The sequence below is a fragment of the Bradyrhizobium sp. PRIMUS42 genome (assembly GCF_023006515.1).
Lineage (GTDB): Bacteria > Pseudomonadota > Alphaproteobacteria > Rhizobiales > Xanthobacteraceae > Bradyrhizobium.
This window is the reverse complement of sequence record NZ_JALBGZ010000598.1, coordinates 1-3,867: the sequence shown is the minus strand read 5'-3', so window position 1 is coordinate 3,867 and position 3,867 is coordinate 1. Positions and strand designations below refer to the sequence as shown.

The following is a 3,867-nucleotide window of genomic DNA, read 5'->3' as shown; positions in this document are numbered from 1 at the left end:
GTTCTGCCCGACCGGCGGGGTTGGCGAGGCCAATGCGGCGAGCTGGCTTGCCGAGCCCAACGTGGTCGCAGTCGGCGGCTCCTGGCTGTGCCCGACGGCGGAGATCCGGGCCGGGAACTGGGCCGGCATAACTGCCATCTGCCAGCGGACCCTCAAGGCCCTGAAAGCCGCGTGAAGTCTTGCCATCCCTAGGCTAAGACTTAGCTCAGGATAAGACTCCAGGGAGAAAAAACCATGACCGCCAGCATCGTCGGATGGGCGCATACGCCGTTCGGCAAGTTCGACACCGAAACCGTCGAAAGTCTCGTCACCCGCGTTGCCAATGAGGCGCTGGCCGATGCCGGCATTTCGGCCGGCGATGTCGACGAGATCGTGCTCGGCCATTTCAACGCCGGCTTCTCGCCGCAGGATTTTACCGCCTCCCTGGTGCTCCAGGCCGACCCGAAGCTGCGCTTCAAGCCGGCCACCCGGGTCGAGAACGCCTGCGCCACCGGCTCGGCCGCCGTTCACCAGGGCCTGCGCGCGATTGCCGCAGGTGCCGCCAAGATCGTGCTGGTCGTCGGCGTCGAGCAGATGACGCGCACCCCTAGCGCGGAGATCGGCAAGAACCTGCTCAAGGCGTCCTATCTGCCGGAGGACGGCGACACCGTCGGCGGTTTTGCCGGTGTGTTCGGCAAGATCGCCAGCTCCTATTTCCAGAAATACGGCGACCAGTCCGATGCGCTGGCGCTGATCGCGGCCAAGAACCACAAGAACGGCGTCGCCAATCCCTTCGCCCAGATGCGCAAGGATTTTGGCTTCGACTTCTGCCGCGCCGAAAGCGAGAAGAACCCTTACGTCGCCGGTCCCTTGAAGCGCACCGACTGCTCGCTGGTCTCCGACGGCGCTGCCGCGCTGGTTTTGGCCGATGCCGAGACCGCCAGGGCCATGACCAAGTCGATCGGCTTCCGCGCCACCGCGCACGCCCAGGACTTCCTGCCGATGTCCAAGCGCGACATCCTGCAGTTCGAGGGCTGCACGGTCGCCTGGCAGCGCGCGCTGGAAAAGGCGGGCGTGACCCTGTCCGATCTCTCCTTCGTCGAGACCCATGATTGCTTCACCGTCGCCGAGCTGATCGAGTACGAAGCGATGGGCCTGACGCCGAAGGGCCAGGGCGCCCGCGCCATCAAGGAAGGCTGGACGCTGAAGGACGGCAAGCTGCCGGTCAATGTGTCCGGCGGCCTGAAGGCCAAGGGTCATCCGGTCGGCGCCACCGGCGTCTCCATGCATGTGATGACCGCGATGCAGCTCGCGGGGCAGGCGCCCGAGGGCATGCAGCTGAAGAATGCCAAGCTCGGCGGCATCTTCAACATGGGCGGCGCCGCGGTGGCGAACTACGTCTCCGTGCTGGAGCCGCTGAAGTAGGCTTAGTCCTGTAGGTGGGCAAAGGCGCCATGCGCCGGGCCCACCTTCCTCCTTGCGCTAGATCATGGTGGGCGCGCTTCGCTTTGCCCACCTTACGCTCCTGATTGATTTGCGGGAAATGCATCATGAGCACTGACTACGAAACTTCACTGTCAATGGACGCACTCAACGATCGCATCGCGATCCTCGAGGACAATATCCGCCAGCTCATCGAGCAGGCTGCGGCCGCCTCGGGCGAGCAGAACGAGTCGCGTATCGCCGACCGCATCACCCAGCAGAACGACGAGCTCGACCGGCTCCTCAAGATCCGCGAATCCCGCCAGAAGAAATAGCGGCCGATATCCGCCGCGCGGCGCATGCGGCCATACGCCGGCCGCCCTTGTGCGCGCGGCCTCGCTGCCGTTAGCTGGACCGAAATCGCAAGGCCGTGCCTTGGCCCTTGCGCAATCGGGAGCGAACGATGGGGCCGCTGAAGGGCATCAAGGTCATCGACATGACCACCGTGCTGATGGGGCCCTATGCGACCCAGATGCTCGGCGACTACGGTGCCGATGTCATCAAGGTGGAATCGCTCGACGGCGACGTCACCCGCCTGATCGGCCCGATGCGTCACGCCGGCATGGGCCCGGTATTCCTCAACACCAACCGCAGCAAGCGCTCGATCTGCCTCGATCTGAAAAAGCCTGCTGGCCGGGAGGCCGTGCTGCGGCTTCTGAAGGACGCCGACGTCCTCGTCTACAACGTCCGCCCGCAGGCGATGGCGCGGCTTCAGCTCGGCTACGGTGTCGTCTCCGCCATCAATCCGCGTCTGGTCTATGCCGGCGTGTTCGGCTTCGGCCAGGACGGGCCCTATGCGGCAAAACCCGCCTATGACGACCTGATCCAGGGCGCCACGGCACTGCCGGCGCTGATGGCGCAGACCGGCGACGGCGTGCCGCGCTACGTGCCGAATGCGCTGGTCGATCGCATCGTCGGTCTCACCGCCGTCGGCGCGATCTGTGCCAGCCTGGTGCACCGCGATCGCACGGGCCGTGGCCAGCGCGTCGATATCCCGATGTTCGAGACCATGGCCGGCTTCGTCATGGGCGACCATATGGGCGGGCTCACCTATGAGCCGCCGCTCGACAAGGGCGGCTATGCCCGCCACCTGTCGCGGGATCGGAGGCCCTACAAGACCTCGGACGGCTATCTCAGCGTCATCGTCTACAACGACAAGCAGTGGGAGAATTTCTTCAAGGCCACCGCGCGCGATGATCTTCGCGCCGATCCCAAATTCGCGACCTTCGCCGGGCGCGCCGCCAACATCGACGTCGTCTATGCCGAGCTCGCGCGCATCTTCGAGACGCGCTCCACGGCCGAGTGGATCGATCTGCTGACGAAAGCCGACGTGCCGGTCATGCCCATGCACGACCTTGCCTCGATCCTGCACGATGAGCATCTGGAGGCGACGAATTTCTTTCCGGTCGTGGACCATCCGACCGAAGGGCCGATCCGCAGCATGAAGGTGACGGCGACGTGGTCGGAGACCGAGGCCGAGCCCGCGCGGCTGGCGCCGCGGCTCAACGAGCACGGCGCGGAGATTTTGCGCGAGGTTGGCTATTCCGCCGATGAAATCGCCGCCATGGTGCGCGATGGCGTCACGCGCTCGCCGCCGGAGTAGGGGGAGTGATGGCGAAGACTCTCTCATCCGTCATTCCGGGGCGGTCCGGAGGACCGATCCCGGAATCTCGAGATTCCGGGTTCGATGCTGACGCATCGCCCCGGAATGACGAGGAGGAGAGAGCATGAGCTTCATCACCGGCGTCGGCCTCACATCTTTCGGCAAGCATGAAGGATCATCCTCGCTCGACCTGATGAGCAGGGCGGCGCAAGCCGCGCTTGACGATGCCGGGCTGAAGCGTGCCGACATCGACGGCATCCTCTGCGGCTATTCCACCGTCTCGCCCCACATCATGCTGGCGACCGTCTTCGCCGAGCATTTTGGCATCCGCCCGGCTTACGCCCACGCCGTGCAGGTCGGCGGCGCTACGGGCCTTGCGATGACGATGCTGGCGCATCACCTCGTCGTAACAGGCGTCGCGCGCCACGTGCTGGTCGTCGCCGGCGAGAACCGTCTTACCGGGCAGAGCCGCGACGCCTCGATCCAGGCGTTGGCGCAGGTCGGCCATCCCGACTACGAGGTGCCGCTGGGCCCGACCATTCCCGCCTATTACGGCCTCGTCGCCAGCAGGTACATGCACGAATATGGCGTGACCGAAGACGATCTCGCCGAGTTCGCGGTGCTGATGCGCGCCCACGCCTGCACCCATCCCGGCGCGCAATTCCACGATCCCATCACCGTCGCCGACGTCATGGCCTCGAAGCCGGTGGCGATGCCCCTAAAACTGCTCGACTGCTGCCCGGTGTCCGACGGCGGCGCCGCCGTGGTCATCAGCCGCGAGCGGACCGGGGAGGCGGGCATCC

At 65.6% G+C, this 3,867-nt stretch carries 4 protein-coding genes and 1 pseudogene; all 5 read left to right on the top strand.

Features of this window, described 5'->3' with window-relative positions:
* Nucleotides 1–175: pseudogene (locus tag MOV75_RS30115) on the top strand (keto-hydroxyglutarate-aldolase/keto-deoxy-phosphogluconate aldolase); the annotation flags it as partial.
* Between the two features lie 59 nt (nucleotides 176–234).
* The gene (locus tag MOV75_RS30110) at nucleotides 235–1,404 is read left to right on the top strand and encodes an acetyl-CoA acetyltransferase (protein ID WP_246920079.1); all 1,170 of its coding nucleotides are present in this window, start codon (nucleotides 235–237) and stop codon (nucleotides 1,402–1,404) included.
* A 125-nt stretch (nucleotides 1,405–1,529) separates the two neighbouring features.
* Entirely contained in the window at nucleotides 1,530–1,736 is a 207-nt protein-coding gene (locus MOV75_RS30105) for a hypothetical protein (RefSeq protein WP_246920077.1), read from the top strand.
* 128 nt (nucleotides 1,737–1,864) lie between these two features.
* On the top strand, nucleotides 1,865–3,064 hold the full coding sequence (locus MOV75_RS30100; RefSeq protein WP_247007142.1) for a CaiB/BaiF CoA-transferase family protein: 1,200 nt from the start codon (nucleotides 1,865–1,867) through the stop codon (nucleotides 3,062–3,064).
* A 124-nt stretch (nucleotides 3,065–3,188) separates the two neighbouring features.
* Nucleotides 3,189–3,867 (top strand): thiolase family protein (locus tag MOV75_RS30095; protein WP_247007141.1); only part of this gene is annotated, 679 nt, incomplete at its 3' end.

Bases quoted from the DNA above. Each gene is read 5' to 3' on its own strand.
- MOV75_RS30110 (WP_246920079.1), top strand. From the start codon at position 235: ATGACCGCCAGCATCGTCGGATGGGCGCATACGCCGTTCGGCAAGTTC.
- MOV75_RS30105 (WP_246920077.1), top strand. From the start codon at position 1,530: ATGAGCACTGACTACGAAACTTCACTGTCAATGGACGCACTCAACGAT.
- MOV75_RS30100 (WP_247007142.1), top strand. From the start codon at position 1,865: ATGGGGCCGCTGAAGGGCATCAAGGTCATCGACATGACCACCGTGCTG.